At 48.9% G+C, this 24,246-nt stretch carries 33 protein-coding genes and 1 tRNA gene; 33 read left to right on the plus strand and 1 reads right to left on the minus strand.

The window, feature by feature from the left end; all coding sequences use genetic code 11:
• The first annotated feature begins 38 nt into the window (after positions 1–38).
• The 13 genes from EDM55_RS21635 (at position 39) to EDM55_RS21695 (ending at position 10,104) form a co-directional block, all read left to right on the plus strand.
• Positions 39–722, plus strand: a complete 684-nt coding sequence (locus EDM55_RS21635; protein WP_092272067.1) for a flagellar brake protein — start codon at positions 39–41, stop codon at positions 720–722.
• Positions 723–748: 26 nt separating this feature from the next.
• Positions 749–931 (plus strand): hypothetical protein, encoded by a 183-nt coding sequence (locus tag EDM55_RS21640; RefSeq protein WP_092272070.1) that lies wholly within the window; start codon positions 749–751, stop codon positions 929–931.
• A gap of 137 nt (positions 932–1,068) precedes the next feature.
• A complete protein-coding gene (cmk, locus tag EDM55_RS21645; protein WP_092272073.1) occupies positions 1,069–1,740 on the plus strand; it encodes a (d)CMP kinase in 672 nt (223 codons plus the stop codon).
• Positions 1,737–2,330 carry a lysophospholipid acyltransferase family protein gene (locus tag EDM55_RS21650; RefSeq protein ID WP_092272076.1) on the plus strand — a complete coding sequence of 198 codons (594 nt, stop codon included), beginning with the start codon at positions 1,737–1,739 and terminating at the stop codon, positions 2,328–2,330. The genes cmk and EDM55_RS21650 overlap by 4 nt, the downstream gene beginning before the upstream one ends.
• Before the next feature lie 186 nt (positions 2,331–2,516).
• Positions 2,517–3,689 carry a 30S ribosomal protein S1 gene (gene rpsA, locus EDM55_RS21655; RefSeq protein ID WP_092272079.1) on the plus strand — a complete coding sequence of 391 codons (1,173 nt, stop codon included), beginning with the start codon at positions 2,517–2,519 and terminating at the stop codon, positions 3,687–3,689.
• Between the two features lie 81 nt (positions 3,690–3,770).
• A complete protein-coding gene (gene fni, locus EDM55_RS21660; protein WP_092272082.1) occupies positions 3,771–4,823 on the plus strand; it encodes a type 2 isopentenyl-diphosphate Delta-isomerase in 1,053 nt (350 codons plus the stop codon).
• A gap of 73 nt (positions 4,824–4,896) precedes the next feature.
• A complete protein-coding gene (locus tag EDM55_RS21665) occupies positions 4,897–5,538 on the plus strand; it encodes a YphA family membrane protein (protein ID WP_122961369.1) in 642 nt (213 codons plus the stop codon).
• A gap of 7 nt (positions 5,539–5,545) precedes the next feature.
• Complete coding sequence (locus tag EDM55_RS21670; RefSeq protein ID WP_122961370.1) at positions 5,546–6,451, plus strand: YIEGIA family protein; 906 nt, start codon at positions 5,546–5,548, stop codon at positions 6,449–6,451.
• 4 nt (positions 6,452–6,455) lie between these two features.
• On the plus strand, positions 6,456–6,638 hold the full coding sequence (locus EDM55_RS21675; protein ID WP_092272091.1) for a capping complex subunit for YIEGIA: 183 nt from the start codon (positions 6,456–6,458) through the stop codon (positions 6,636–6,638).
• 118 nt (positions 6,639–6,756) lie between these two features.
• Positions 6,757–8,070 (plus strand): ribosome biogenesis GTPase Der, encoded by a 1,314-nt coding sequence (der, locus tag EDM55_RS21680; protein ID WP_092272506.1) that lies wholly within the window; start codon positions 6,757–6,759, stop codon positions 8,068–8,070.
• A gap of 15 nt (positions 8,071–8,085) precedes the next feature.
• Positions 8,086–8,688, plus strand: a complete 603-nt coding sequence (gene plsY / locus EDM55_RS21685) for a glycerol-3-phosphate 1-O-acyltransferase PlsY (RefSeq protein ID WP_122961371.1) — start codon at positions 8,086–8,088, stop codon at positions 8,686–8,688.
• A gap of 36 nt (positions 8,689–8,724) precedes the next feature.
• Complete coding sequence (locus EDM55_RS21690; protein ID WP_092272098.1) at positions 8,725–9,753, plus strand: NAD(P)H-dependent glycerol-3-phosphate dehydrogenase; 1,029 nt, start codon at positions 8,725–8,727, stop codon at positions 9,751–9,753.
• Positions 9,754–9,828: 75 nt separating this feature from the next.
• Positions 9,829–10,104 (plus strand): stage VI sporulation protein F, encoded by a 276-nt coding sequence (locus EDM55_RS21695; RefSeq protein WP_092272101.1) that lies wholly within the window; start codon positions 9,829–9,831, stop codon positions 10,102–10,104.
• 119 nt (positions 10,105–10,223) lie between these two features.
• Here EDM55_RS21695 and EDM55_RS21700 read toward each other — a convergent pair whose 3' ends face one another.
• A complete protein-coding gene (locus tag EDM55_RS21700; RefSeq protein ID WP_092272105.1) occupies positions 10,224–10,736 on the minus strand; it encodes a hypothetical protein in 513 nt (170 codons plus the stop codon).
• Positions 10,737–10,835: 99 nt separating this feature from the next.
• Here EDM55_RS21700 and EDM55_RS21705 point away from each other — a divergent pair, with 99 nt between their 5' ends.
• From EDM55_RS21705 to EDM55_RS30435, 20 genes are all read left to right on the plus strand, one after another.
• Entirely contained in the window at positions 10,836–11,060 is a 225-nt protein-coding gene (locus EDM55_RS21705; RefSeq protein WP_246010936.1) for a DUF2768 family protein, read from the plus strand.
• A 12-nt stretch (positions 11,061–11,072) separates the two neighbouring features.
• Positions 11,073–11,369 carry a 2Fe-2S iron-sulfur cluster-binding protein gene (locus tag EDM55_RS21710; protein WP_092272109.1) on the plus strand — a complete coding sequence of 99 codons (297 nt, stop codon included), beginning with the start codon at positions 11,073–11,075 and terminating at the stop codon, positions 11,367–11,369.
• A gap of 15 nt (positions 11,370–11,384) precedes the next feature.
• Positions 11,385–11,726 (plus strand): 2Fe-2S iron-sulfur cluster-binding protein, encoded by a 342-nt coding sequence (locus EDM55_RS21715; protein WP_092272112.1) that lies wholly within the window; start codon positions 11,385–11,387, stop codon positions 11,724–11,726.
• 21 nt (positions 11,727–11,747) lie between these two features.
• The gene (locus EDM55_RS21720; RefSeq protein ID WP_122961372.1) at positions 11,748–12,473 is read left to right on the plus strand and encodes a YphF family lipoprotein; all 726 of its coding nucleotides are present in this window, start codon (positions 11,748–11,750) and stop codon (positions 12,471–12,473) included.
• 184 nt (positions 12,474–12,657) lie between these two features.
• Positions 12,658–14,136: a stage IV sporulation protein A gene (gene spoIVA / locus EDM55_RS21725; protein ID WP_092272512.1), complete on the plus strand. Its 1,479-nt coding sequence runs from the start codon at positions 12,658–12,660 to the stop codon at positions 14,134–14,136.
• A gap of 238 nt (positions 14,137–14,374) precedes the next feature.
• Positions 14,375–14,647: a non-specific DNA-binding protein Hbs gene (gene hbs / locus EDM55_RS21730; protein ID WP_092272119.1), complete on the plus strand. Its 273-nt coding sequence runs from the start codon at positions 14,375–14,377 to the stop codon at positions 14,645–14,647.
• A 208-nt stretch (positions 14,648–14,855) separates the two neighbouring features.
• Entirely contained in the window at positions 14,856–15,419 is a 564-nt protein-coding gene (folE, locus tag EDM55_RS21735; protein ID WP_092272122.1) for a GTP cyclohydrolase I FolE, read from the plus strand.
• A 77-nt stretch (positions 15,420–15,496) separates the two neighbouring features.
• Positions 15,497–15,573: transfer RNA gene (locus EDM55_RS21740), tRNA-Pro, on the plus strand.
• Between the two features lie 137 nt (positions 15,574–15,710).
• Positions 15,711–16,403 carry a lytic transglycosylase domain-containing protein gene (locus tag EDM55_RS21745; protein ID WP_122961373.1) on the plus strand — a complete coding sequence of 231 codons (693 nt, stop codon included), beginning with the start codon at positions 15,711–15,713 and terminating at the stop codon, positions 16,401–16,403.
• Between the two features lie 39 nt (positions 16,404–16,442).
• On the plus strand, positions 16,443–16,673 hold the full coding sequence (mtrB, locus tag EDM55_RS21750) for a trp RNA-binding attenuation protein MtrB (protein ID WP_092272128.1): 231 nt from the start codon (positions 16,443–16,445) through the stop codon (positions 16,671–16,673).
• A gap of 73 nt (positions 16,674–16,746) precedes the next feature.
• A complete protein-coding gene (locus EDM55_RS21755; RefSeq protein WP_122961374.1) occupies positions 16,747–17,262 on the plus strand; it encodes a hypothetical protein in 516 nt (171 codons plus the stop codon).
• 119 nt (positions 17,263–17,381) lie between these two features.
• Entirely contained in the window at positions 17,382–18,218 is an 837-nt protein-coding gene (locus EDM55_RS21760; protein ID WP_092272135.1) for a heptaprenyl diphosphate synthase component 1, read from the plus strand.
• A 5-nt stretch (positions 18,219–18,223) separates the two neighbouring features.
• A complete protein-coding gene (locus EDM55_RS21765) occupies positions 18,224–18,943 on the plus strand; it encodes a demethylmenaquinone methyltransferase (RefSeq protein ID WP_092272139.1) in 720 nt (239 codons plus the stop codon).
• Between the two features lie 96 nt (positions 18,944–19,039).
• The gene (locus tag EDM55_RS21770; RefSeq protein WP_092272143.1) at positions 19,040–19,909 is read left to right on the plus strand and encodes a UbiA-like polyprenyltransferase; all 870 of its coding nucleotides are present in this window, start codon (positions 19,040–19,042) and stop codon (positions 19,907–19,909) included.
• Positions 19,906–20,502, plus strand: a complete 597-nt coding sequence (locus tag EDM55_RS21775) for a UbiX family flavin prenyltransferase (RefSeq protein ID WP_122961375.1) — start codon at positions 19,906–19,908, stop codon at positions 20,500–20,502. The genes EDM55_RS21770 and EDM55_RS21775 overlap by 4 nt, the downstream gene beginning before the upstream one ends.
• A gap of 4 nt (positions 20,503–20,506) precedes the next feature.
• On the plus strand, positions 20,507–21,370 hold the full coding sequence (locus tag EDM55_RS21780) for a menaquinone biosynthesis protein (protein ID WP_122961376.1): 864 nt from the start codon (positions 20,507–20,509) through the stop codon (positions 21,368–21,370).
• 9 nt (positions 21,371–21,379) lie between these two features.
• A complete protein-coding gene (locus tag EDM55_RS21785; protein ID WP_092272152.1) occupies positions 21,380–22,345 on the plus strand; it encodes a polyprenyl synthetase family protein in 966 nt (321 codons plus the stop codon).
• 103 nt (positions 22,346–22,448) lie between these two features.
• Positions 22,449–22,892, plus strand: a complete 444-nt coding sequence (gene ndk / locus EDM55_RS21790; RefSeq protein WP_092272155.1) for a nucleoside-diphosphate kinase — start codon at positions 22,449–22,451, stop codon at positions 22,890–22,892.
• A gap of 134 nt (positions 22,893–23,026) precedes the next feature.
• On the plus strand, positions 23,027–23,800 hold the full coding sequence (locus tag EDM55_RS21795; RefSeq protein ID WP_092272159.1) for a CheR family methyltransferase: 774 nt from the start codon (positions 23,027–23,029) through the stop codon (positions 23,798–23,800).
• A gap of 81 nt (positions 23,801–23,881) precedes the next feature.
• The gene (locus EDM55_RS30435; protein WP_170184360.1) at positions 23,882–24,049 is read left to right on the plus strand and encodes a hypothetical protein; all 168 of its coding nucleotides are present in this window, start codon (positions 23,882–23,884) and stop codon (positions 24,047–24,049) included.
• Positions 24,050–24,246 lie beyond the last annotated feature (197 nt).

Consider the following 24,246-nt stretch of genomic DNA (forward strand, 5'->3'; position numbering starts at 1 on the left):
ATGGGAACGTGAGAAGGGACAAGGAGGGACGTTTCCATATGTTACTACCAAGAATTGGACAAACGATCAGGCTAACCTTTGCGGGTTCCTCTGAGGATACAAGTCTACAAACATTCAAGAGCCGCGTCGTAGATATGAAAGACGAGATCGCTTCGATCGAACTGCCGACCAGTGAAGAGACGGGTCGGACAGGCTTGTTTGGAGCAGGTGCGGTGTGTGAGGTGTGGTATGTGGGAGAAGACGGCTCCCGCTATGAGTTTCACTCGTCCATTACAGGCAGAAGAAGCGAGCCGATCCCGGTATTGTTTTTACAGCTTCCGCCGAAAGAAGAAATTTTACGGACACAGCGTAGAAACTACTTGCGGATTGACACCGCGCTCGATATTGCAGTAAAACTCGAAGATCCGATTCGCAATTATCATTTTGTGGCGAGGACGGTGGACATTTCTGGAGGCGGGCTTTCCTTTACATGCGATGAGTCGTTCCGTATTCAGGACCATGATTCACTGAAGGTTTGGATTTCCATGCCTAGCAAAACAGGTCAAGTCCAGCACGCTTATGCAGTCGTGGAAGTCGTCAGACAGAAGCCTGCCGAGAAAAAGGGATTGCATCAGTGGATCTCCGGAAAATTTACGGAAATAAGCGAGCAGGATCGGGTAAAAGTCGTGAGAGCATGCTATGAAAGACAGCTAGAGCTTCGCAAAAAAGGCGTTGTAGAATAACGTCTACGACAAAGGATGTGGCCCTGATGACGAGCCAGTATAACGAGCGCTTTCGACGTTTCGCAAGCAGGATGGAAAGAGGCATCATGATCGGAATTGTAGTTTGCGCCCTAATGCTAATCATTGGGGAAATCGTCATTTCATACGTACCTGCTCGCATGCTTTTGATCGAGACAGAGCGGTTGGAAGGCGTTTCTCGGCTCCCATGAGGGTTTGCGCATGCTTCCATACTATGGTACTATTATAGATAACATAGGAACAAACCACGTTTTTCAGGGGCTTCGACAGAAGCTTTTCTTGTTTCTATTCCCTTTCAGAACTACTGTACATAGCAGGTGAGATGTAAATGAACATTGCCATTGATGGGCCAGCGGGAGCAGGAAAGAGTACTGTCGCAGGAAAGGTTGCCAGTCAGCTAGAATACGTGTATATCGATACGGGTTCCATGTATCGCGCGTTGGCTTGGGCTGTGTATCATCACCAGCTTCCGATCGACGATGAAGCTACTGTTTCCGAACTATTGCAAAACAACGAGATCCGCTTGGTTCGAAAAGCTGGACAGCAGCATGTGTACTGGAATGATACCGACGTGACTTCCTTTATTCGTTCCAACGAGGTGAGTCAGTACGCTTCGATCGTAGCTAGCTACGGTAGCGTTCGTGAACAGATGCTGGTGCTGCAGAGGAATTTGGCAAAGCAGGGCAACGTTGTTATGGATGGTAGAGACATAGGGACGCACGTACTGCCAGATGCCGAAGTCAAAATTTTTCTGACTGCTTCCATTCGGGAGCGTGCGGAAAGAAGATGGAAAGAACTGCTCGCAAAGGGAAGCCAAGTACAATTGGCTGATCTGGAGAAAGAAATTGAAGAGCGGGATTATCGCGACATGAATCGGGATGTAGCTCCCTTGCGCCAGGCTGATGATGCTGTACTGGTAGATACCACGGGGATCTCGATCGATCAGGTCGTCGACAGGATCCTGCAAATCTGCGAGCGAATGGGAGAGTCTACCCAGTGAGCTATTATCGTACTTTTCGAGGATTTTTTCGAATTATTTTTTCGCTTGTCTTTCGATGGCAAGTGATCGGGCGTGAACATATACCTAAGGAAGGCCCAGTCATTCTTTGCTGCAACCACATTTCCTTGTGGGATCCGCCACTTCTCGGCTCGGGGATTGAGCGAATGGTCAACTTCATGGCGAAGGAAGAGCTTTTCCGTGTTCCAGTGGTCGGGTTTCTCATCGCGAAATTCGGTGCCTTTCCAGTGAAACGTGGTGCTGGCGATCGATCTGCCATCCGTACGACGTTGAAATTGTTGGAAGATGGAAAAATCTTAGGTATCTTTCCAGAAGGTACCCGCAGCAAAACAGGGGAACTGGGTGAAGCGATGCCGGGCAGTGCGATGTTTGCCCTGAAGTCGCAGGCGCAAGTCATTCCAGTAGCCATTATTGGACCTTACCGGATGTTCCGTCCTATTAAAATCGTATACGGTGAACCGATTGACCTCACCACACTGCGCGAGGCAAAATCGAGCGCGGATACGTTGAAAGAAACGAGTGAACTGATCATGACGCACATTCAAAAATTGCGTGATCAGCATCGTTCCTAAGCAGAGAGTATAGAATTACCAAAGGGTAGAATACTAATTCTGCTGGAACATACTGGCTTCATCAGCAGGAACTGCTAGTCTTACGACGGCAGTTAAAAATATACTTGCTCCCGCTTCTTGTAACGTGGTGAAAAGAACGTCTACATAGATGGTCTGGGACTGGATGGTATTAAGGAGGTCTTTTTGATGATGGAAGAAACGAATGTAAGTCTAACAGATGCAGCAACGGTTTCTGTGGGGGATGTTGTCAAAGCAACCGTCACAAAAGTTGAAGACAAACAAGCGTTGGTAGATGTTGGCTACAAATACGATGGACTTATTCCTATCAGTGAGCTTTCCCCACTGCATGTCGAGAAAGTGTCGGATGTAGTAGCAGTAGGCGACACCTTTGAAGTGAAAGTAATCAAGCTCAACGATGAAAAAGAAGAGCTCGTGGTTTCCAAAAAAGCAGTTGCCATGGAATCTTCTTGGTCTGATCTGGAGCAAAAAATGCAAGCAGGCGAAATCATTGAGGCAGTAGTGAAAGAAGTCGTGAAAGGCGGTCTCGTCGTTGACGTAGGCGTTCGCGGTTTCATCCCTGCTTCCATGGTTGAGCGTCACTTTGTTGAAGATTTCTCCGATTACAAGGGAAAATCGTTGACCCTCAAAGTGGTTGAAATGGATAAAGAAAAGAATAAAGTCATCCTCTCGCACAAAGCTGTGCTGGAAGACGAAGCGAAAAAACAAAAAGGCTCTATTCTCGATAAAATCCAGCCTGGTCAAGTGCTGGAAGGTACTGTGCAACGCATGACTGACTTCGGCGTATTTGTCGACATCGGTGGTGTAGATGGACTGGTTCACGTTTCGGAGCTCGCTTGGAACCGCGTAGACAAACCGTCTGACGTAGTAAAAGAAGGCGACAAAGTAACCGTGAAGGTCCTCAAGGTTGACAAGGAAAATGAACGCATCGGGCTGAGCATCAAGGAAACGCAAGCAGGTCCTTGGGCGAAAGTGGCGGAAGAGTTCAAAGCAGGTTCGATCGTTGCTGGTACAGTAAAACGCCTCGTTTCCTTTGGTGCATTCGTTGAAGTGGCTCCTGGCATTGAAGGTCTGGTGCACATTTCCCAAATCGCGAATCGCCGTGTGAACACACCAGGTGAAGTGCTCAAAGAAGGGCAAGAAGTTCAAGTGAAAATCCTGGACGTTGTCCCTCAAGAGCAGCGTATCAGCCTGAGCATCCGCGCGGTTGAAGAAGATCGTGTAGAGCAAGCAGAGCGCGCCAGCAAAAAAGAACAACAACAATTCCAACAGGAAAACAACCAGCCAATGGGTGTGACACTGGGCGAATTGTTCGCTGATCTGAAGGATAAATTCAAGTAAGCTTCACACAGATAGAGGAGGGGATACGCATGAGGCGTATCCCTTTTTGTATGGAGATATAGCAGACAAGGGGGGACAAGCATGGACCGTGCTACGCGAAAGGTCGAACATGTTCAGCATGCACTTTCAACCATTGAATTCGGAGCCAATGCCTTTGACGATGTAAGCTTTTTGCCAAACAGCCTGCCCAATACGAGCTACGAGAAGACATCCTTGGATTGTGAGGTAGGGCCTTATCGCCTGCGTTCTCCGATTATGATCAATGCGATGACAGGAGGAGCAGCCACCACGACGGACATCAATCGGAAGCTCGCCGTGCTCGCACGCGAGAGGGGACTTGCGATGGCGGTCGGTTCGCAGATGGCTGCCATCCGTGATCCACAAGTGAAAGGCAGCTATGAAGTTGTGCGAAAAGAGCATCCCAAAGGAATTTTGTTCGCAAATGTCGGAGCAGAAGCAACTGTCGAAGAAGCGATGGCAGCCGTAGAAATGATCGAAGCAGATGGCTTGCAGATCCATTTGAACGTCATGCAGGAGCTTTTGATGCCAGAAGGAGATCGGGATTTTCGAGGGTATCTCGAGCGCATTCATGAAATAAAGGAGCGCGCGGCAGTACCTGTGATGGTAAAGGAGGTCGGCTTTGGGATGGCGAGAAAAACAATCCGAGAGCTGGCACAGGCAGGAATCACCGTCATCGATGTCGGTGGCAAGGGAGGCACAAACTTTGCAAAAGTCGAGAACATGCGCAGGCCAGAGCCGTTAACGATGTTTGATGATTGGGGATTGACCACTGTCGATAGCCTGCTGGAAGCTGCTTGCGAATCTGGCCGGGGTGTGCATTTCGTGGCGACGGGGGGAATTCGGAACGGGTTGGATGCAGCCAAAGCAATTGCACTCGGTGCTTCCGCAGTAGGCGTGGCAGGTGCAGTCCTGAAGCAGGTCCAGACACGAGACGTCGAGGGCGGCCTCGCTGCTTTGGATGAGTGGCATCAGCAGGTGCGTATCGCGATGACGGCACTTGGTGCGCATCGGCTTGCACAGCTTAGAGAACAGCCCGTTATGATCACGGGAAAAACAGCGGAAAAAGCTCGTCTGCGTGGAATTGCCCTGGAGGAATGGGCGCAAAAGATGTAAGTGCAAAAAACTCATGAAAGACTGGGGCTTGAGGCATACTTTGGGGAGAACACCACATCTTGAGGAGATGAACATGAACGAGGGAACCATTGCGCTCCTCTCCCAATGGAGTTTGCTTTGCTTGGTCTGGATGGGGAGTATAGACGCGCAGCTGCTAGAAATGAGGATCTCGCCAAAACGTATGCTTGCTGTCATTTGTTCCTTCTTGATTTGCACCTTTGTCAGCTGGAAGCTGTACTTTGCCCCGATTGAAGTGAGCTTAAGCGGTACATTGCTGCCGCTGCTCACGGGTGCATGGCTGTATTACGCTCGCATGCAGCAGCTGCGACGCCGATTGCATGTGCTCGGGGCATGTGCAACAGCCATTCTGCTGTTTTGGCTGCAATGGCTGTTCTTTACGGATCCAATCCTGATGTTCTGGGACGAGCGTATCATCATTCCGGTAGCGGCCATCCTATCGATTTTGGCGATGAGCCGGCAGAGCGTAGCACAGCTTTTCCAAGTGATCATCTCCCTTACTTTGGCAGATGTCCTCTATTCTCTGTTTGTCTGGAAGCTGTCGGGAACCTGTCAGCTTGGCGGTGAGTATGCCCAGGATATGCTTTGGAGTACGGTGTCTTTATGGTATTTGGTGAGTGTCACCCGTCTTGCGGTTTTACGGATAGTAAAATGGAGAAAGACTGTGTCATCCCATTCCCAGCAGAAAAGGTGGTGAGGCTCCTTTGTTTAAAGAGCTGCTAGCAAATGAGTTCGTCTTTCCGCTCATGCTGGGCTTTGTCTTCGGGATTCTCTGCCGAATCAATTTGCTGCGCACCGACTATCGACAATACCCGACCTATCCGCATGGCAAAATTATTCACGTTTCGCTCGGAGTCATCGCATCCGCTTTGGGAGCGCTAGCTATTCCGGCACTGCTGAAGGAAAATTATACGGCGGTCACCTTTCTTACGGTCGCTGCACAGCAGTTCCGTGATGTGCGAAATATGGAGAGAACGACTTTGAATGAAATAGACAAACAGGAGCTTGTTCCACGGGGAGGTCCCTATATTGAAGGGATCGCGATGGTCTTCGAGGGACGCAATTATTTGGTAATGTTTACGTCTCTGGTGACGACTTCCGCGATGATCCTTTTTCAGTGGTGGGGAGGGGTAATAGCAGGTGTCATTGCCCTGGCGATCGCCTCCAAGCTAAAGTCAGGAAAGACGCTCCAGCTGATCGTGGAGGTCGAAAAGGCACCTCTGCGTGTGGAAGGAAAGGATCTTTACGTAGGTGACATTTACATCATGAACGTAGGTTTGGAGGAGTCCCAGAAAGTAATTTCAGAGCAGGGCATGGGGTTTATTCTTATCCCAAAAGACGCAAATGCAACCGTCACGATCGCCCATCCGGGGCAACGTCAGGCGATTTTGCACGACGTAGCGACTCAGCTGGGTGTTTTTACGGATGCAGGAGAGCCTTCGCTGACGCCTTTGGTGAAGCGAGATCTTCATACGGGGCGTTTGGGCGTGTTCTTGTTGCCGCAAGTGAAAGATCAAGAGCGTGCAGAAGCTGTTATACGCGCCGTTCCGATTTTGGAAAGTGTTTTCCGGATGCCGCAAAAGACGAATGCAGCCAAGCAGGAGGTGTAGGCTTTTGACCAGCCAGATCTTGGCCGTGATCACTTTGTCCAAGGAGAACATAGCAGGTGGGGCACCCATTTTTATTGAGCCAAACAAGGAAAAGATGCAGCAGACAGCGTTTACGCTGGAAAAAATTTTAGACGCGATGGTGCATGAAGTGAGTGAGGATACCCTCATCGTTGTTCGGCATAAGTAGTCTATGGTATGATAAGCTGTGAAATAACTCCAGTGAGGGGTATTTCGTGATGAGTGATCGCGAAGAGTGGTCGTTCATCATGGATTCAAAAAGTTAATGAGAGAGAGTGTTGTTGATTATGGGATTGCCAGTGGTAGCCATTGTGGGGAGACCCAACGTGGGCAAGTCCACGATTTTTAATCGATTGATTGGTGAGCGCATCGCCATCGTAGAAGACATGCCGGGTGTTACCCGTGACCGTTTGTACGGAAAAGGTGAATGGTTAACCCATACCTTTCATGTAATTGATACAGGTGGGATCGAGTTCGGAGAGACCGACGAAATTCTCACACAAATGCGTTACCAGGCGGAATTGGCGATTGATGAAGCAGATGTCATCATCATGATTACCGATAGTCGCACAGGTGTGACGGATGCTGACGTTGAGCTGGCGCGGATGCTGAATCGCACAGGCAAACCCGTCGTGCTCGCCGTCAATAAAGCGGACAACCCGGAAATGCGCGCGGATATTTACGACTTTTATTCGTTGGGATTAGGGGAGCCGTTTCCTATTTCCGGAAGTCACGGTCTTGGACTGGGGGACATGCTGGAAGAGGTCGTGCTGCACTTCCCAGAAAGAAACGAGGACGAATACAGCGAGGATGTCATCCGCGTATCGATTATCGGACGTCCAAACGTAGGGAAATCCTCGCTGACCAACGCTATTCTGGGTGAAGAACGCGTGATCGTCAGTGACGTAGCGGGTACTACGCGCGATGCGATTGACACGCCGTTCGAGCGAGATGGCCAAAGCTATATCCTCATCGACACGGCAGGGATGCGCAAGCGTGGAAAGGTGTACGAAAGCACGGAGAAATACAGTGTGATGCGTGCGATGCGCGCCATTGAGGACTCCGATGTCGTACTCGTGGTGATCAACGGGGAAGAAGGCATCATCGAGCAAGACAAGAAAATCGCCGGATACGCGCATGAAGCCGGTCGCGGTATCATGATTGTCGTCAACAAATGGGATGCCGTGGAAAAGGACGACAAGACGATGCAGCGATTTACAGAGCTGATCCGCGAAGAGTTCAAGTATCTGGACTACGCTCCGATCCTGTACGTTTCGGCAAAATCCAAGCAGCGGGTACATACGATCCTGCCAAAAGTAAACGAAATCTCCCAGGCGCATGCTATGCGGGTTCCTACGTCCGTACTCAACGATCTGGTAACAGATGCAACGATCCGGACACCACCACCGTCCGACAGGGGAAAACGACTCAAAATCAATTATGCGACACAGGCAACTGTCAAGCCGCCGACGTTCATTCTGTTTGTGAACGATCCGGAGCTTATGCATTTTTCCTATGAACGTTATATAGAGAACAAGATACGTGAGGCATTTGTCTTCGAAGGCACGCCAGTACGGATCTGGACACGTAAAAAAACGTAGGGAGAGAAAACCGCCATGGTGTTATTATCCTGGGTGATCAGCTATCTAATCGGATCGATCAGCTTTAGCTATCTCATCGCCAAAAAAGTTGCAGGAATTGACATCCGTTCACATGGTAGCGGCAATGCGGGTGCCACGAACACGTTGCGTGTATTGGGAAAAGGGCCAGGAATCGCTGTATTGATTTTAGATGCGCTTAAAGGGCTCATCGCGATGGGGATTACTCATCTGATCACTGGCGATCCTGCTGCCTATGCCGTTTCTGGTCTGTTTGCGATTGCGGGCCACAACTGGCCGATCTTTTTTGGGTTTCGCGGGGGAAAGGGCATTGCGACTACACTTGGGGTAGCTCTTGGCTTTTCTCCCATTGCTTTTCTCATTGGAGCGGTCTTGGCTGTATTGGTCATTGCAGTGACGCGATACGTGTCACTGGGATCGCTCGTACTGGTTACCACGATTCCGATCACGGTGTACGTACTGGATAAGCCGATTGCTTTTTTCTGGACAAGCTTAATTCTCGCTGTTTTTGCTTACGTTCGTCATTATAATAATATCCGAAATCTTCTCGCAGGCACGGAAAGAAAACTGGGTGAAAAGTCAAACCGAAAATTAAGCTAAAACCTTGTCCATAAGGGAAAAGGGGAGGGAGTTTGATTGATTCAAAATGTTGCCGTGATCGGTGCTGGCAGCTGGGGTACTGCTCTCGCTTCCGTATTGGCGGATAACGGGCATCAAGTCACGCTCTGGGTGAGGGACCCCAAGCAAGCTGAAGCAATTACGACCACACACAGGAATGAAAAATATTTACCGGGAGTCGAGCTTTCCGCGCGAATTGCTGCGACCTCCGATATCCATGCAGCTGTACACGAGAAGCCGATTGTTTTATTGGCGGTACCTTCGCATGCAATGCGCCAAATCTGCCGCGATCTTGCACCATCTCTCGCTTCGGATGTGCTCTTGATTCACGCGGTGAAAGGCTTTGAGCTGGGGACGCTTAAGCGTATGTCCGAGGTGATCCAAGAGGAGATTCCGTTTGAAATTTCTTCTCGACTCGCAGTCATTTCTGGTCCAAGCCATGCGGAGGAAGTAGTCCGCCGCCAGCCAACAACGGTTGTTGTAGCTTCTGAATCAGAGAGCAGCATGCTTCGTTCCCAGGATTTGCTGATGAATCGCAACTTCCGCGTCTATACCAACCCGGATCTGATTGGGGCGGAGCTCGCGGGAGCTTTGAAAAATATTATTGCATTGGGAGCTGGCATGTCGGATGGGCTCGGATTTGGCGACAATGCAAAGGCTGCATTGTTGACTCGCGGCCTTGCAGAAATCAGTCGTCTGGGACTCAAGCTCGGAGCCATGCCGCCCACTTTTGCAGGACTGGCTGGAATCGGCGATCTGGTAGCGACCTGCACCAGCAAGCACAGTCGAAACTGGAGAGCAGGCTTCCTTTTGGGACAAGGGAAAAAGCTCGAGGAAGTGCTCCAGGAAATCGGCATGGTGGTAGAGGGTGTGCGCACCACGCAGGCCGCTGATGTGCTTGCGAAGCGCGAGGATGTAGAAATGCCGATCACCCATGTTCTGTACGGCGTACTGTTCGAAGGAAAAGATCCTCGTCAAGGCGTGGAGCAGCTGATGGGAAGACTGAAAACCTATGAAACGGAGTATTTGAATCCGGATCATGTGTAGGCGAATGTCTCACACATTAAAGCTCCTGCACATACCATAAGGGTGTAAACCTTGGTAGCAGGAGGAGGCCCATCCATGAACAATCCATTTTCTGGCGGTTTTTTGGATCGTCTGAAAGGCAAAGGAACAGGCACTGACAAAATTGATGAATCCAAGCTGCGCTCGTTAGCCAGCCAAGTGAAGAAAAGCGATTTTGAAGACGAGACAAAGCTGCGTCAAATCATCAAAACACTCGCTGCAATGAGTGGGAAACAGCTGACAGCTGAAAAGGAAGATAAGATCATCGAGATGTTTTACAACCAGGAAATCAACATCCACGACATGTCTTCCTTGACAAAGCTCCTGAAATAAGAGAAATGGGCGATTATGCCCGTTACCTGATGGGGAAACCGTCATACAGTAAGACTAGGAACAATCATGGCTCTACAGGGACATGGCTGACCTACAGAACGAAGAAAAAAAGAGGGATCTCATCCCTCTTTTTTTCGTTGCTTGGAATTGTTGCTGCCAACGGTCTGACTCAGCAGGCTCTGAACGAGCGGGGATTGCAGCAGCCCCAGCAGCTGGCCGATGTCGATATTTCCGAAAGGGTTGCCGCTGCCGCTGGTGGTAGCTTCAGGCTCCGAGGATTCTTCCACCATGCGAGAGGCCTCCGAGGCTCCTCTGCGCTTGGAAGTGGGGCGTTCCGCGGAAACCGTCTCTGCTTTTTCGGCAGGGCTCTTGCCCAGGTTTTCAAATATCTCCATGGCCCCGTACAAGGAATCCATGGTTTCCTCGACTTGTCGGATCGTCGTGCTGATTCCTTTAATATTATTGCGCATCTTGGAAACGGACGTCCGCAGATCGACAGCCGGTAGCGGCAGCAATTTTTTCGGTGTCACGGCCAAGGATGCTTCTGTCACTTGTTCGCTCAGCTTTTTGCTGGGTATGGGAGCGTAGGGATTGCGCCACTTGCGTTTGCTGCTGCTCGATTTGTTGCTCACTTGCCATCCCTCCAATGGGCGAATTCATCACGATAGTCTATGCGAATGTCCAGAGGGAGGTTCGCAAGCGTCAGACGGACAGCGTCGAAGTATGGTATAATGAAGCAAAAAATGCAAAGGGTGCTGTTTTTCCAGATGTATATCGATCCTATGACGAAGATGAACATTTCCCTGATTGCCATGGGTCTGATGTTCGTCTGCAATTTACTCATGATTTATGCAAGGAAAATGACCAATGCGTTTCTGCGATTTTTGGTCAAGACATTCGCATTTTTAATGCTACTTGCGATTTTTGTCATGATTCTGATCGTTATTTTTGTATAAGGAGAGGAAAGAATGTCTCAACTAACGCTAGTGACACGCGCTGGGAGCCACGAGTTGCCTGTGGAGCTGAACCAGACGGTGGTCGCTATCGCCAAAAAACATAAGGTTGTATGGGGACACGCCTGCCAGCGAGGAGTATGTGCACAGTGTCGAACATTCGTTTTGGAAGGTGCCGAATTTTTGAATGAAGTCACGAAGGAAGAAAAGCTCCGACTGCGCAAAGCAGAGCGGGTAGAGGGCTTCCGGCTCGGCTGCCAGATTCAGGTTGTGCAGGATGGGGACGTAAAGCTCGCACACCGACCGTATTGACAGGAGATTCAACGAATGGGAAGAGTAACGTTTTTACCAAGTGGAAAAAGCATCAAATCGAGATCCGGGCAAACAATGGTGAGTGCAGCAGCGGCAGCGAGGGTAGTCATTCCGCAGCGATGTGGCGGACATGCTTCATGTCTCATGTGTCGCATTGTTCTGGAGAGTGGGGAATTGTCACCTCCAAGCCAGCTGGAGCGCCGAAAAATGCCGGAAAAGGATCTGGCACAAGGAATCCGACTAGGCTGTCAAGCAAAGGCTACGGATAAAGACTGCACGATTCGAATACCAGAGGGTCGCTTGAAATCCGTCGTACAGGCGGCATTGGAGCGGCAGCGCGAGGAAAACGAAGATTAGGGTAAGAGGTGTACGTACATAATGTGGCATTCATGGCAAAAATCGTTCAAGCTGATGCTAAGCTTGACTCTACTTTCCGTATTGCTGTCCGGCTGTTTGTATCCGGATGAGCGAAAGGCGGAAAATCAGGTACCCAGTACATTTTATCTAGAAGCAACACAGAAGGCGATCGAACAGTTTCAGAAGGATACAGCTGTTCTGCCGATCGTGACCAAGCCGTTGGATACGCCGATTTTTGAAAAATACGAGATTGATTTCCGAAAAATGACGCCGCGATACATGCCGGATGTGCCAGGCAATGCCTTTGAAAAAGGCGGCGTTTACAAATACGTTCTGATTGACGTAGAGACCAAGCCGGCGGCAAAGCTGCTAAACCTCGGAGCTGTCAGTACAGTTGCCGACGTGCAATCAGCCGTGAATCGCTACCGCAATTTCTACAACAAGCTCCCGGTAAAGGACGATTTAGGAAATGGCTACTTTACGATCAATCATGAGGAAATCGGAGTAAAAACTTGGCAAGTACCGTCCACGCTGGGGAACTCTTTGCTGCCTCTCGTGATGAATGCAAATGGGGAAGTAGGGATCGATTACGCGGCGGATATTGCGCAAGTCCTGCGAGATACCAAAGCAGCCGTTCCGAAAAATACGGATCCTCGCTATGTATTTGCACGGGAGTCCATGTTTGTTCCGGCGAAGTCCTTCCCTTATGAAATGGTGAATGGAGAGCCGCGGCTGTTAAAACTGTAAATCGGTCATGAGGAAAAACGACTCAAAGCAGAGTCGTTTTTTTGTTCTAGTTATCTGTTTCTCACATATATTTGTACTGTCCACAAAACTAGTACGAGATTCCCGGGAAAATACTGGCGGTCAGGGATAATTCGGAAAAATGGTCATAGTGTAAAAATAGACAAATAGAAGGAGGTCATCGATGGTGGAACGAGTCGACATCTTTAAAGACATTGCCGAACGGACGGGCGGAGATATCTACCTGGGAGTGGTAGGGCCTGTACGTACGGGAAAATCGACCTTTATCAAGCGGTTTATGGAGCAGGTCGTCATCCCGAACATCCAATCAGAAGCAGAGCGAATCCGTGCCACGGATGAGTTGCCACAAAGTGCTTCTGGCCGAACAATTATGACGACAGAACCAAAATTTGTTCCTAACCAGGCCGTCAATGTACATGTAACCGAAGGGCTCAGCATCAACGTCCGCCTCGTTGACTGCGTCGGCTATACGGTACAGGGTGCAAAAGGATTTGAAGACGACAACGGACCGCGCATGGTCAACACTCCTTGGTATGAGGAGCCTGTTCCATTTGAAGAAGCGGCCGAGGTCGGAACGCGGAAAGTGATTCAGGAGCACTCGACGATCGGGATCGTGGTTACAACAGACGGAAGCATCGCGGAAATCCCGCGTGTGGGATACATTGATGCCGAAGAGCGGGTAGTCAATGAGCTCAAAGAAGTCGGAAAGCCTTTCGTCATCGTGGTCAACTCGACTCGTCCACGTTCAGATGAAGCGCAAAATCTGCGCTTGCAGCTGCAGGAGAAATACGATGTACCTGTAGTCGCCCTGTCGGTGGATCACATGACCGAGCAGGAAATTCTGCTTCTGATGAGAGAAGTCCTGTTTGAGTTCCCTGTCCATGAAGTAAACGTCAATCTGCCGAGCTGGGTTATGGTCCTGGAAAATGGCCACTGGCTGCGTCAGAACTATGAAGAGGCCGTACGTGAAACCGTGCAGGATATCCGCCGGTTGCGCGATGTGGACCGTGTCGTCGGCTTTTTCAACGACTATGACTTCGTGGAGCGGGCCTCTCTCGCAGGCATGCATATGGGGCAAGGGATCGCGGAGATCGATCTCTACGCTCCTGATGAGCTGTATGATCGCATTCTGATGGAAATCGTCGGAGTGGAAATCAACGGAAAGGATCATCTGTTGAAGATTATGCAAGAGTTCGCTCATGCGAAACGGGAGTACGACCAGGTAGCAGAAGCTCTGCATATGGTTCGGAGTACGGGCTACGGGATAGCGGCTCCGTCGTTGCATGAGATGACCTTGGACGAACCTGAACTCATCCGCCAGGGACCGCGTTTTGGCGTCAGATTAAAAGCGACTGCGCCTTCGATTCACATGATCCGAGTGGATGTAGAATCAGAGTTTGCGCCGATTATCGGTACGGAAAAACAGAGCGAAGAGCTCGTCCGCTACCTGATGCAGGACTTTGATAAAGATCCGCTTTCGATCTGGAATTCGGACATTTTCGGACGTTCGCTGCACTCCATCGTTCGCGAAGGAATTCAGGCGAAAATCACGATGATGCCAGACAATGCGCGCTACAAATTGCAGGAAACACTGGGACGAATTATCAACGAAGGCTCAGGCGGACTGATTGCGATCATCCTCTAAAATCAGGTGTAAAGTCCTATAAAGGTAGGAAGGGAATAAGGCATCCGGCGTGACGGGATGCCTTTTTTTCTTGTATTTCGCTTTATTTCGACAGGAGGGGCTTGAATTTAAGAAATCCGTGTATTACTATAAGCTTGTCAGAACGGTAAAAACAACCAATCGTGTATAAAACGACTTGTTTCGGTTAAGAAAAATAGTATCGAGGGACTTGGTGTTCTTTGAGGGGAGGTGAACAAGAATGAACAAAACAGAACTGATTGCAAAAGTGGCTGACACCACTGAACTCACCAAGAAAGATGCTACCAAAGCAGTTGACGCGGTACTCGACGCGATCGCTGAGGCATTGAAAACAGGTGACAAAGTCCAACTGATCGGCTTTGGTAACTTCGAAGTTCGTGAGCGCGCGGCTCGTAAAGGTCGTAACCCACAAACAGGTGAAGAGATCGAAATCGCTTCCAGCAAAGTACCTGCGTTTAAACCAGGTAAGCAACTCAAAGACTCCATCAAGTAATCGTCACATTTCGTGATCGAAACACTTACATAAAAAAATCCACATTTTCGTGATGTGGATTTTTTTCTGCTTTCAAACACTTACATAGGGGAATTCTTGTCAGATCTTTTTGTTTTTTTGATTTCAATATGATAAGATTGGTGTTGCTTGTCTGTCAGAACTTAGAAAGATCTCGTAGAGTGAGAGTCAGAAAGTAGGAGGTACCGAGATGAACGTCGATTTAGATAAAATACAACAGGCCGTTCGCATGATTCTGGAGGCAGTTGGCGATAACCCGGATCGTGAAGGATTGTTAGATACTCCTAAACGTGTAGCGAAAATGTACGCCGAAGTTTTCGAAGGCATGCACATAAACGAAGAAGACTATTTCGAGACTGTGTTCAGCGAGGATCATGAAGAAATGGTACTCGTCAAGGACATTCCGTTTTACTCGATGTGTGAACATCACCTCGTGCCTTTCTTTGGGAAAGCACATGTGGCGTATATTCCAAAGGGCGGAAGAGTTGTCGGTCTGAGTAAATTGGCTCGCGCTGTGGATACGGTAGCGCGACGTCCCCAATTGCAAGAGCGAATCACCTCGACGGTAGCAGACGCGATCGTGAGCAAGCTGGATCCGCATGGCGTCGTTGTTGTGGTAGAAGCCGAGCATATGTGTATGACGATGCGTGGTGTGAAAAAACCTGGCTCCAAAACAGTGACTTCAGCTGTGCGTGGATTGTTTAAAGAAGATGCTGCTGCTAGAGCAGAAGTATTCAGTTTGATCCGTCCGTAAAACGGCTTGTAAACAAGAAAAACACGGAAATTTATCTTGACGCTGCAGGTAAATGATTGTATAGTACAGATGTACGTCGGGATGTGGCGCAGCCCGGTAGCGCGCACCCTTGGGGTGGGTGAGGTCCAGGGTTCGAATCCCTGCATTCCGACCATTTACATCGCAATTAGCGGAACCTGAGGATTCAGGTTCCTTTTTGTTTTTCAAGATGATACCAATTTCACTATTGGCTTCCTGTTCTTTCTTTTCTATAATAAGAGGGAGACAAGCGAGGAAAGGTTGTTAGTAGTTATGAATGTACCCGTATCGCTTCAGCCCTATTTGAACCAGCTTTCCTATGGCACAAATACTGCTCAGGCAGCTCTTCCATCCGTGGATGACGGCCTGTTTTCTGATGTACTTCAAGCGCAGCTCGCTTCGGGTCAGCGTGTTATTACAGCAGAAGAGATTATTGCCGAGCTGGACGGTTCGCCAGAATGGAATTTTGCGCAGAGACTAGAAGAGGTAGACACGAATTCATCTGCGGCAAATACAACAGTAGGTGGACGAGCTTCCAATCTCCCGACTTCCGCTCTTTTAGAAAAGATTGATCGCATGGCGCGTTCGATCGGTGTAGACAATGACCTCATTCGTGAAGTGGTACGAGCAGAGTCCAATTTCAACCCAACGGCGGTTTCGCAGGCGGGTGCCAAAGGACTGATGCAGCTGATGGACCAGACGGCAAAAGCGATGAAGGTCCGTGACGTATACAACCCGGATGAAAATCTGGCAGGGGGAACCAAGTACTTGAAAAGTCTCTTGGATCGCTACGATGGCAATGTGAAAGTAGCCTTGGCAGCGTATAATGCCGGCCCGGGTCGCATCGGACGATTGGGTATCGACAACGATGCGGAGCTGGAGGAGAAATATAGCCAGTTGCCGCAGGAAACGCAGCGCTATGTGGAAAAAATCATGAACAGATTGCAGGCTGACCGGACATCATAGTAGTCAATGACACATAACGCTTGGCAAGGAGGATAAACAGTGTCACAACCAACGGTGTTCAATCAAGATTATTTCGTAGTAAAGGCGAAAGAAAACGGGGTCCACGTCATCGGGCTCACTCGGGGATCCGATACTCGTTTTCATCACACGGAAAAGCTCGATAAAGGCGAGGTCATGATTTTTCAATTTACCGAGCATACTTCCGCAATTAAAGTACGTGGAAAAGCGGTTATTTACTCTCAACACGGAACGATCGACACGACTGAATAAGCTGTACGTTTTGTGCAAAAGCAGGCATAGCCTGCTTTTTTTGTTTGTACAATGATGGAGAGGAGGGATGTCTATGCCACGTAGACTGTTTGCGGCCATCGCTGTTTCTGCCTTTTTGGCTCTGATGCTGTCACTTGTCCCGAACACAGGGTGGAAACGGACGGATGTTCCGACTTTCCAAGCTTCCCGTCCGATTCATCTAAGCGAGCAAAATGCATTGGATTTGTTTACAAGCATGACAACACATTATAATATTAAGCGTATAAAATGGGATAACCCGTCGCTTTATGTCGATTTGGCGGTGAAGCCCTCTGATAAGGTTGAGCTTTCCCATGTATATCAGGACTTTTACAGCTTGACTCACGAGCTGTTCACACTCACGGATAATGTCAAACAGGTGTATTTTCGCGTGCTGGAGGAAAGAGACACTCCGAAAGAGTCGAGACTTCTCGTTGCCATTGAGTCGAATGGGACAGACGCGGATGCATTTGACAAGCCGCTCGAGACGCAGATGGATGTGGAGCAATACGTAAGAGATTCATTTCCGGTTCGAATCGATCCGTATTTTTACGAGAGAATTAGTCCCTGATGATAGAAGTATGGTATGATAGCAAGGACGGCCATTTGACCGGGTAGTACCGATAGACCGATCGTGTACGGAACACATCAGACATCATCAGGTTGTGCACAGCTTGTGGAGGAGGACGCATGAGCAAAGAACATACCCCATACGTAGAAGAAGTTCGAGTGATCATCGAACAGATCTACAAGAGAAGTACCCACTCCTATGTAGAACATTATGTAGACGTTCCTTCCATGGCGGAAAATCGTCTTGCCCTTTTGTACCTGTTTTTGATGGAACAAGGGATGACCAAGGAACGCTCGATGATTTTCTGCACAGCGACTGGGCTTGTCCAATTAGGCTTGGACATTCACGAGTACGTGAAAAATGATTATGAACGGACACAAAGTGACGAGCGTAATCGGCAGTTAACTGTTTTAGCAGGAGATTTTTACAGTGCTCGCTATTATGCCCTACTGGCAGAAGCTAGTGAGATCGAGGCGATCCAAGTCTTGTCTGGAGCCGTGCAGCGTGTAAACGAGGCGAAGATGAAGCTGTACTTGGCAGGCAAGGACAGCAGACTTCCATCAGCTGAAGAATATTGGGAGCTGCGAAATACGATCGACACGGGATTGTACGTTGCGGTAGTACAAGCGTATGCTGGGACGGATGAGAAGCGTCGTTTCTGGACGAATCTCATGAAAGAGACGGCAAAAGTAGAGAGCGTTATCGGAGAATGGGAACAGTTGAAATGGCAAGAACAAGTACCTTTTGGTTTTGCCCGTTTTTTGCTGCAAAAACCAGGAACGACGATCTCACAGGTCATGTCCGGTATTGAGCAAAAAGCACTTGAGATGATTGGTCTGTGCGAGCAAATGGTGCGAACGCTGCATCCTGTGGAAACCCGCAATATGCTTGCAACCATGACGGCCCGTTACTCCCACCGGATCAACCGCCTGAAACGGGTTATTGAGGAGATGTAGTCTACGTGAACCAAGCCCAGATGAAAGAGAAGGCAGAATACGTTCATTCCGTTTTCGAAAGCATTGCGGATGAATACGACAAAATGAACAATGTCATCAGCTTTGGAAGCCATGTGGCATGGCGGAACTACACGATGAAGCAGATGAACATCCAGCCCGGACAAAAAGCGATAGATGTTGCATGCGGAACGGCTGACTGGACCATTACACTCGCGCAGGCAGTGGGGAAAGAAGGCAGTGTAGTCGGCCTCGACTTTAGCCAGAACATGCTCGATGTCGGTGCGTACAAGGTGGCCCAAAAAGGCGTAGGAAATAACGTACAGCTCGTCAACGGCGATGCGATGCAGCTTCCTTATGAAGATAATACGTTTGACTATGCGACAATCGGGTTTGCGCTCCGAAATGTACCGGATGTCCAGACCGTTTTAAATGAGATGGCACGTGTGGTGAAGCCGGGTGGTAAAGTCGTTTCACTAGAGGTGTCCAAGCCTCCGTTCATACCTTATCGCAAGCTCTTTTACTTTTATTTCTACAATATTTTGCCACTGGTGGCGAAGTGGACAGTAAACAAGTACGAGCAATACGCGTGGCTGCCAAAGTCATTGACCAACTTTCCAGACAGCCGTGAGCTTGCCAAGATGTTTCAACAAGCTGGACTGGATCCAGTACAAGTCAAGCTTTTCATGGGTGGAGTAGCAGCCCTGCACATCGGTACCAAGCCATAGCGGATTCTTTTGGCCGCCTACCTGCGGGAGCAACGTTTGAAGCGCTGACCGGGTAGGTTGCTTTCGGTATTTTTTCAGTGATGGGAAGTGTATTACATGAGTCTTCGTAAATTGAAAATTATTCTGGAAATGATTAAGTTTGAGCACTCGCTTTTTGCGCTGCCGTTCGCTTTTATGGGCGCGGTTTTGGGGAATATTGTTATAGAAAAAGCATGGCCGACCTGGATGGAAATCTTTTGGGTAACAGTTGCCATGGTAGGGGCTCGCAGTGCGGCGATGTCCTTAAACCGAGTTATTGACCGTCTCATTGATGCGAAAAATCCGCGGACAGCGAACCGAGCGATTCCCGCAGGCTTGATTTCCATTGTGGAAGTCACTCTGTTTATCGTCGTCTCCTTCGCAGTGCTTTTCATTGCCGCGTTCCAATTAAACGATTTGGCTGTGAAGCTGCTGCCACTCGCAGTATTCGTATTGGTTTTGTATTCTTATACGAAACGCTTTACTTGGCTGTGCCATTTTGTGCTGGGGGTTGCCATTGGTTTTGGTCCGCTGGGTGGCTGGGTGGCTACGACAGGACAGGTTGACGGGATTGGACTTCTCTTGTTCGCATCTGTGCTCTTTTGGACAGCTGGATTTGACATTATTTATGCTTGCCAGGACAGTGAATTCGACCGAAAAGAAGGGCTGTTCTCGATGCCGAGCCGTTTTGGTGTGGCGAATGCCTTGATGGTCGCGCGTATTTGTCACGTGATTACCTTTGTGGGGCTCATGTCCTTGTATGTGGTAGCTGACCTGTCGATCTGGTTCTTGATCGGCGTCTTGATCTCCGGCGCGATTTTGATCTATGAGCACAGCCTGGTCAAGCCTACGGATTTGTCCAAGCTGGACGTAGCCTTCTTCAATATGAACGGGATTTTGAGTGTGGTCATGTTTGCCTTTACAATGATTGATCTGGTGATTTCATGAGTGAACAGAAATGGGCTGTCGGGATAACAGGAGCGAGTGGTGCTATTTATGGCGTTCGACTGGTGCAGGAACTGCTGTCAGCTGGACATACCGTGCATCTCATCATCACGGAAGCTGGCTGGCAAGTCTTTCATGACGAGCTCGATTGGGTGACGGATGACCGTGAAGGCCTGCTGCGGGTTAAGCTGCAGCAGGATTTTCCCGGGCAGCTCCATTACTGGGGCCTTCGTGATTTTAATTGCCCGGCTGCCAGTGGTTCTTACAAATGTGACGGGATGATCGTCGTTCCTTGCTCAATGGGTACCGTTTCAGGAATTGCACATGGGGCATCTGGAAACCTGCTGGAGAGAGTAGCAGATGTGATGATCAAAGAAGGGCGCAGGCTGGTTCTCGTGCCGCGTGAAACACCGCTGAATGCCATTCATTTGGAAAACATGCTACAATTAAGCAGGCTGGGTGTAAAAATCCTGCCAGCGATGCCTGGCTACTATCAGAAGCCGCAAACTATGGATGATCTCATCAACTTCGTCGTAGGAAAAGCTTTGGATGCACTGGATGTACCACACTCGCTGTTTCGGCGTTGGGGGGAATAGAAGCATGCAAAAGTCCTTGCGAATTGGACAGATCTTGTATACAAATGTACTCCCGGTCTATTTTTACTTTCAGCAGGAGCGTTTTGAGGATCAGATCGAATTTATCCGGCAAGTACCCGCTACACTAAATCAGGCGATGGCACGCGGAGAAATCGATTTGGGTCCAATCTCTTCCTTTAGCTACGCAGAGCATGCCTCCCGCTATGTGGCACTAGCAGATTTGTCTGTCAGTGCCAATGGGAGAGTAGGCTCCCTTTTCTTATTTAGCAAAAAGCCGATTGAACAGCTGAATGGTGCAAAGATTGCATTGACGAACACGTCAGCGACGACAGTCAATTTGTTGAAGATCATTCTGTCTAAGTTTTACGATTATGAGATTTCTTACGTTACACAGGAGCCGATACTTGCTGACATGCTGCGCGAAGCAGATGCTGCTTTGTTGATCGGTGACGACGCGATTCAGGCAGTGAGACGCGGCGGCGACCTCCACGTGTATGATCTGGGAGAGCTGTGGCATCAGTTCACCGGATACTCAATGACCTTTGCGATCTGGGCTGTGCGAAAAGAGGTCCTGGCCGAGCAAAGTGAACTGCTTGCTGAAGTGCATGACTCTTTTCTTGCGAGCAAGAGAAAGACAAGGGAAAATCCAGCCCCGCTCATTGACTATGTCCACACCCACTTTGGTGGCGACAAGCAAGAATGGGCTCAATATTTTCAAGGTTTACAGCACGATTTCGGCGACGTACAGCGGATTGGACTTTTGTATTACTACCGATGCGCAGCGGAGCTGGGACTTCTACCGGCACCGGCAACCGTCGACCTTTGGCAGGCTGGTGGACGGCAGACCAATACTACGTTGACGAGATAGGTGGAACGGATGAACCTGGTCGATATTTATTTTAAAATGAAAAAGGACGTCCAGTATATTGAAGACGAGCTGGAAAAATCGATTGATACAGATATGCGAGAGCTGAATCAATCTGCTACTCATCTTCTCAAGGCAGGAGGAAAGCGGATTCGTCCGGTTTTTGTCCTGCTCGGAGGAAAATGGGGAAACTACGATGTCAAACGTTTGAAGCATGTGGCTGTTCCTTTGGAGCTGATTCACATGGCTTCTCTGGTTCACGATGATGTCATTGACGATGCCGACAAGCGTCGCGGAAAAGATACAGTTCGGATGAAATGGGACAATAAAGTGGCTATGTACGCTGGCGACTATATTTTTGCCCGTGCCTTGGCAATCGCGGCTGAGCTTCCCATCCCACAGCTGCATCAAATATTGTCTAATGCAATGGTGGAGCTGTGCAAAGGGGAAATTGAGCAAGTCAAGGATCTCAAGAACTGGGATCAAAATTTTCGCACGTACTTGCGTCGGATCAAACGGAAGACAGCATTGTTGATCGCAATCAGCTGCCAACTCGGGGCTGTGGCAAGCGGTGCAAGTGAGGAATTGATCCGGAAAATGTACTGGTACGGCTACAATGTCGGTATGGCCTTTCAGATTACGGATGATATTCTTGATTTTACAGGAACAGAAAAGCAGCTTGGGAAACCTGCAGGTAGTGATCTTGTGAACGGCAACATTACGTTGCCTGCCCTCTATACCGCTCACTTCGGTCGCACGCGGGATCGCTTTCAAACGTGGATGAAAGAAGAGACGTTTTGGGATCATGTCGATGAAGCGATTCATCTGATCCGTTCAGACGAAGGCATTGCTTTTTCGCAGCAGCTTGCAGAGCGGTACATTGCGCGAGCGCATGCCATTTTAAGGGATTTACCTAACAACCAAGCCAAGACTTCTTTGTCCGGCATCGCCGATTTTATTATTGAACGCAAATTTTAATGAATTTTAACCGAGTGGCTGTTGCTTGGCCCCTATTCTTTTGATAAAATTTTCGTTGGTGTAACGTGCACCAATACATAGCTCTAATGGAGGCATACTTACAATGGAAAAAACGTTCCTTATGGTAAAACCTGATGGCGTACAACGTAACCTGATCGGGGAAATCGTTTCCCGTTTTGAGAAAAAAGGATACCAACTGGTTGGCGCGAAGCTGATGGTTGTTAGCCGCGAACTGGCTGAAGAACATTATGCAGAGCACAAAGAGCGTCCTTTCTTCGGCGAACTGGTAGACTTCATCACTTCCGGTCCTGTATTCGCTATGGTATGGCAAGGTAACAACGTAATCACAACTGCTCGTGCAATGATGGGCAAAACCAACCCAGTAGATGCTGCTTCCGGTACAATCCGTGGCGACTTCGCTACTTCCGTTGGTATGAACATCATCCACGGTTCTGACTCCCCACAGAGCGCTGAGCGTGAAATCGGTCTGTGGTTCTCCGCTGACGAAGTTCTTTCCTTCGAAAAAACAATCCAACGCTGGATCTAAGAATGAAATGCAGAAAAACCCCGGGCTCGGGGTTTTTTTTCGTTATTTTGACAAATATCCCCACGAATTTGATAGGGTTTTCTCGAATTTTGGCGAATGTATAGAAGGTAAGCTGTCAAAGGGGGAGCGTTCCCATGGAAGATAAGGACTTTCTTCAATTTATTGCAAACATCAAAAAAATGACCGGAATTGACCTTGCCCTCTACAAAGAAGCACAGATGAAGCGCAGGTTGACATCTCTACGGGTAAAACGAGGATATGATACGTTTACGCATTATTTTGATGCGATATCCAAAGACAAGACGTTGTTCTATGAGTTTTTGGATCGCATGACAATTAACGTATCCGAATTTTTCCGCAATCCTGGAAGATGGGAAGTGCTAGAAAACAAGATCCTTCCGCGCTTGACCAAGCAATCGCCCCGGATAAAGTGCTGGAGCGCTGCCTGTTCGACGGGGGAAGAGCCGTATACGCTGTCGCTCATTCTGCTGCGAAAAAAACTAGCGGCCACTGTGCTTGCATCCGATATCGATGAAGGTGCATTAGCAAAGGCAAAGCAAGGTGTCTATACGGACCGTTCCTTGCAGGATTGCCCGAAGGATTTGATCACGAAGTATTTTACGAAAGACGCGCTGAGCTATCGGGTTACGGATGAGGTGAAGAATCTCGTAACCTTTAAAAAGCATAATTTGCTTGCGGATACGTTTGATACACAGTTTGACCTGATCATTTGCCGGAATGTCATGATTTATTTTACGGAAGAAGCGAAACACGAGCTGTATCAAAAATTCAGCCGTGCCTTGAAGCCGGGCGGAGTACTGTTCGTAGGCAGCACGGAGCAAATTTTCCAACCACAACAATACCAGCTGGAGACAGAAGATACATTCTTTTATCGCAAAATGGGATGATTTGAGTGCCGCTGCTTGTATATCTCTGCCCTTTTTTCCCAAGACTAGAATTATCGACATGTATATTCTGGGGGGCAGCAGATGGATAAATACAAAGTCATTGAGGCATATCGCCGGGGTCTGATCACTTTGCAAGAGTGCGGACAAATACTCGGTGCGGAAAAGCAACAGCTTGACGATTTATTGCGAGCGGATCACTCCCGTCATTCTTTGGGGTCCAATCCTTTTTTGATGGTAGATCATTTCTGAACATCGCCAAGACGTCCAGCAGCGCTTCTCCTAAAGGGAGAGGCGTTTTTCCTGTAAAAGGGGAGAATCTGTAATCGTTTATGACTTTGGTATTTCCACCGAGTACTAGGTATGATATTATAGCGCTTAAAAGTGATAAAGGACAGCATCCCGTTTGCTTAGGGAAAAAGGGATCGGGCTGCCTGGAGGATGGAGGA

It is taken from the genome of Brevibacillus centrosporus, from assembly GCF_003710815.1.
GTDB classification, from domain to species: domain Bacteria; phylum Bacillota; class Bacilli; order Brevibacillales; family Brevibacillaceae; genus Brevibacillus; species Brevibacillus centrosporus.

Coding starts and splice junctions, on each gene's coding strand:
- EDM55_RS21635 (WP_092272067.1), top strand. CDS start 39: ATGTTACTACCAAGAATTGGACAAACGATCAGGCTAACCTTTGCGGGT.
- EDM55_RS21640 (WP_092272070.1), top strand. CDS start 749: ATGACGAGCCAGTATAACGAGCGCTTTCGACGTTTCGCAAGCAGGATG.
- cmk (WP_092272073.1), top strand. CDS start 1,069: ATGAACATTGCCATTGATGGGCCAGCGGGAGCAGGAAAGAGTACTGTC.
- rpsA (WP_092272079.1), top strand. CDS start 2,517: ATGATGGAAGAAACGAATGTAAGTCTAACAGATGCAGCAACGGTTTCT.
- fni (WP_092272082.1), top strand. CDS start 3,771: ATGGACCGTGCTACGCGAAAGGTCGAACATGTTCAGCATGCACTTTCA.
- EDM55_RS21665 (WP_122961369.1), top strand. CDS start 4,897: ATGAACGAGGGAACCATTGCGCTCCTCTCCCAATGGAGTTTGCTTTGC.
- der (WP_092272506.1), top strand. CDS start 6,757: ATGGGATTGCCAGTGGTAGCCATTGTGGGGAGACCCAACGTGGGCAAG.
- plsY (WP_122961371.1), top strand. CDS start 8,086: ATGGTGTTATTATCCTGGGTGATCAGCTATCTAATCGGATCGATCAGC.
- EDM55_RS21695 (WP_092272101.1), top strand. CDS start 9,829: ATGAACAATCCATTTTCTGGCGGTTTTTTGGATCGTCTGAAAGGCAAA.
- EDM55_RS21705 (WP_246010936.1), top strand. CDS start 10,836: ATGAAGCAAAAAATGCAAAGGGTGCTGTTTTTCCAGATGTATATCGAT.
- EDM55_RS21710 (WP_092272109.1), top strand. CDS start 11,073: ATGTCTCAACTAACGCTAGTGACACGCGCTGGGAGCCACGAGTTGCCT.
- EDM55_RS21715 (WP_092272112.1), top strand. CDS start 11,385: ATGGGAAGAGTAACGTTTTTACCAAGTGGAAAAAGCATCAAATCGAGA.
- EDM55_RS21720 (WP_122961372.1), top strand. CDS start 11,748: ATGTGGCATTCATGGCAAAAATCGTTCAAGCTGATGCTAAGCTTGACT.
- hbs (WP_092272119.1), top strand. CDS start 14,375: ATGAACAAAACAGAACTGATTGCAAAAGTGGCTGACACCACTGAACTC.
- folE (WP_092272122.1), top strand. CDS start 14,856: ATGAACGTCGATTTAGATAAAATACAACAGGCCGTTCGCATGATTCTG.
- EDM55_RS21745 (WP_122961373.1), top strand. CDS start 15,711: ATGAATGTACCCGTATCGCTTCAGCCCTATTTGAACCAGCTTTCCTAT.
- EDM55_RS21755 (WP_122961374.1), top strand. CDS start 16,747: ATGCCACGTAGACTGTTTGCGGCCATCGCTGTTTCTGCCTTTTTGGCT.
- EDM55_RS21760 (WP_092272135.1), top strand. CDS start 17,382: ATGAGCAAAGAACATACCCCATACGTAGAAGAAGTTCGAGTGATCATC.
- EDM55_RS21770 (WP_092272143.1), top strand. CDS start 19,040: ATGAGTCTTCGTAAATTGAAAATTATTCTGGAAATGATTAAGTTTGAG.
- EDM55_RS21775 (WP_122961375.1), top strand. CDS start 19,906: ATGAGTGAACAGAAATGGGCTGTCGGGATAACAGGAGCGAGTGGTGCT.
- EDM55_RS21780 (WP_122961376.1), top strand. CDS start 20,507: ATGCAAAAGTCCTTGCGAATTGGACAGATCTTGTATACAAATGTACTC.
- EDM55_RS21785 (WP_092272152.1), top strand. CDS start 21,380: ATGAACCTGGTCGATATTTATTTTAAAATGAAAAAGGACGTCCAGTAT.
- ndk (WP_092272155.1), top strand. CDS start 22,449: ATGGAAAAAACGTTCCTTATGGTAAAACCTGATGGCGTACAACGTAAC.
- EDM55_RS21795 (WP_092272159.1), top strand. CDS start 23,027: ATGGAAGATAAGGACTTTCTTCAATTTATTGCAAACATCAAAAAAATG.
- EDM55_RS30435 (WP_170184360.1), top strand. CDS start 23,882: ATGGATAAATACAAAGTCATTGAGGCATATCGCCGGGGTCTGATCACT.